Below are 1,732 nucleotides of genomic sequence, written 5' to 3'. Positions count from 1 at the left end.
AACACAGCACGGTAGACCTTTGAAAACTGAACAAAGCAAGCAAACGAACCAATGTGTAGGACGTTTCAATTTATTGAAACAAATACATGCAAGCAATAGCTAGCAAAGTTAATTTTTATGAGCTTAATGACCGTATGGTCATTCAAACAAATCATTATGAGAGTTTGATCCTGGCTCAGGACGAACGCTGGCGGCGTGCCTAATACATGCAAGTCGAACGCTTTTTCTTTCACCGGAGCTTGCTCCACCGAAAGAAAAAGAGTGGCGAACGGGTGAGTAACACGTGGGTAACCTGCCCATCAGAAGGGGATAACACTTGGAAACAGGTGCTAATACCGTATAACACTATTTTCCGCATGGAAGAAAGTTGAAAGGCGCTTTTGCGTCACTGATGGATGGACCCGCGGTGCATTAGCTAGTTGGTGAGGTAACGGCTCACCAAGGCAACGATGCATAGCCGACCTGAGAGGGTGATCGGCCACACTGGGACTGAGACACGGCCCAGACTCCTACGGGAGGCAGCAGTAGGGAATCTTCGGCAATGGACGAAAGTCTGACCGAGCAACGCCGCGTGAGTGAAGAAGGTTTTCGGATCGTAAAACTCTGTTGTTAGAGAAGAACAAGGATGAGAGTAAAATGTTCATCCCTTGACGGTATCTAACCAGAAAGCCACGGCTAACTACGTGCCAGCAGCCGCGGTAATACGTAGGTGGCAAGCGTTGTCCGGATTTATTGGGCGTAAAGCGAGCGCAGGCGGTTTCTTAAGTCTGATGTGAAAGCCCCCGGCTCAACCGGGGAGGGTCATTGGAAACTGGGAGACTTGAGTGCAGAAGAGGAGAGTGGAATTCCATGTGTAGCGGTGAAATGCGTAGATATATGGAGGAACACCAGTGGCGAAGGCGGCTCTCTGGTCTGTAACTGACGCTGAGGCTCGAAAGCGTGGGGAGCGAACAGGATTAGATACCCTGGTAGTCCACGCCGTAAACGATGAGTGCTAAGTGTTGGAGGGTTTCCGCCCTTCAGTGCTGCAGCAAACGCATTAAGCACTCCGCCTGGGGAGTACGACCGCAAGGTTGAAACTCAAAGGAATTGACGGGGGCCCGCACAAGCGGTGGAGCATGTGGTTTAATTCGAAGCAACGCGAAGAACCTTACCAGGTCTTGACATCCTTTGACCACTCTAGAGATAGAGCTTCCCCTTCGGGGGCAAAGTGACAGGTGGTGCATGGTTGTCGTCAGCTCGTGTCGTGAGATGTTGGGTTAAGTCCCGCAACGAGCGCAACCCTTATTGTTAGTTGCCATCATTTAGTTGGGCACTCTAGCGAGACTGCCGGTGACAAACCGGAGGAAGGTGGGGATGACGTCAAATCATCATGCCCCTTATGACCTGGGCTACACACGTGCTACAATGGGAAGTACAACGAGTTGCGAAGTCGCGAGGCTAAGCTAATCTCTTAAAGCTTCTCTCAGTTCGGATTGTAGGCTGCAACTCGCCTACATGAAGCCGGAATCGCTAGTAATCGCGGATCAGCACGCCGCGGTGAATACGTTCCCGGGCCTTGTACACACCGCCCGTCACACCACGAGAGTTTGTAACACCCGAAGTCGGTGAGGTAACCTTTTGGAGCCAGCCGCCTAAGGTGGGATAGATGATTGGGGTGAAGTCGTAACAAGGTAGCCGTATCGGAAGGTGCGGCTGGATCACCTCCTTTCTAAGGAATATTTCGGAAGAC

At 51.3% G+C, this 1,732-nt stretch carries 1 rRNA gene; it reads left to right on the top strand.

Annotated features, from left to right (window positions below):
- Positions 1-152: 152 nt before the first annotated feature.
- Positions 153-1,711: ribosomal RNA gene (locus Q1X33_RS08015) — 16S ribosomal RNA — on the top strand.
- Positions 1,712-1,732 lie beyond the last annotated feature (21 nt).

Source organism: Enterococcus sp. B2E4, from assembly GCF_030499455.1.
Taxonomy (GTDB): domain Bacteria; phylum Bacillota; class Bacilli; order Lactobacillales; family Enterococcaceae; genus Enterococcus_D; species Enterococcus_D casseliflavus.
The sequence above is the reverse complement of the archived record's forward strand: the minus strand, read 5'-3'. Positions and strand labels throughout refer to the sequence as shown.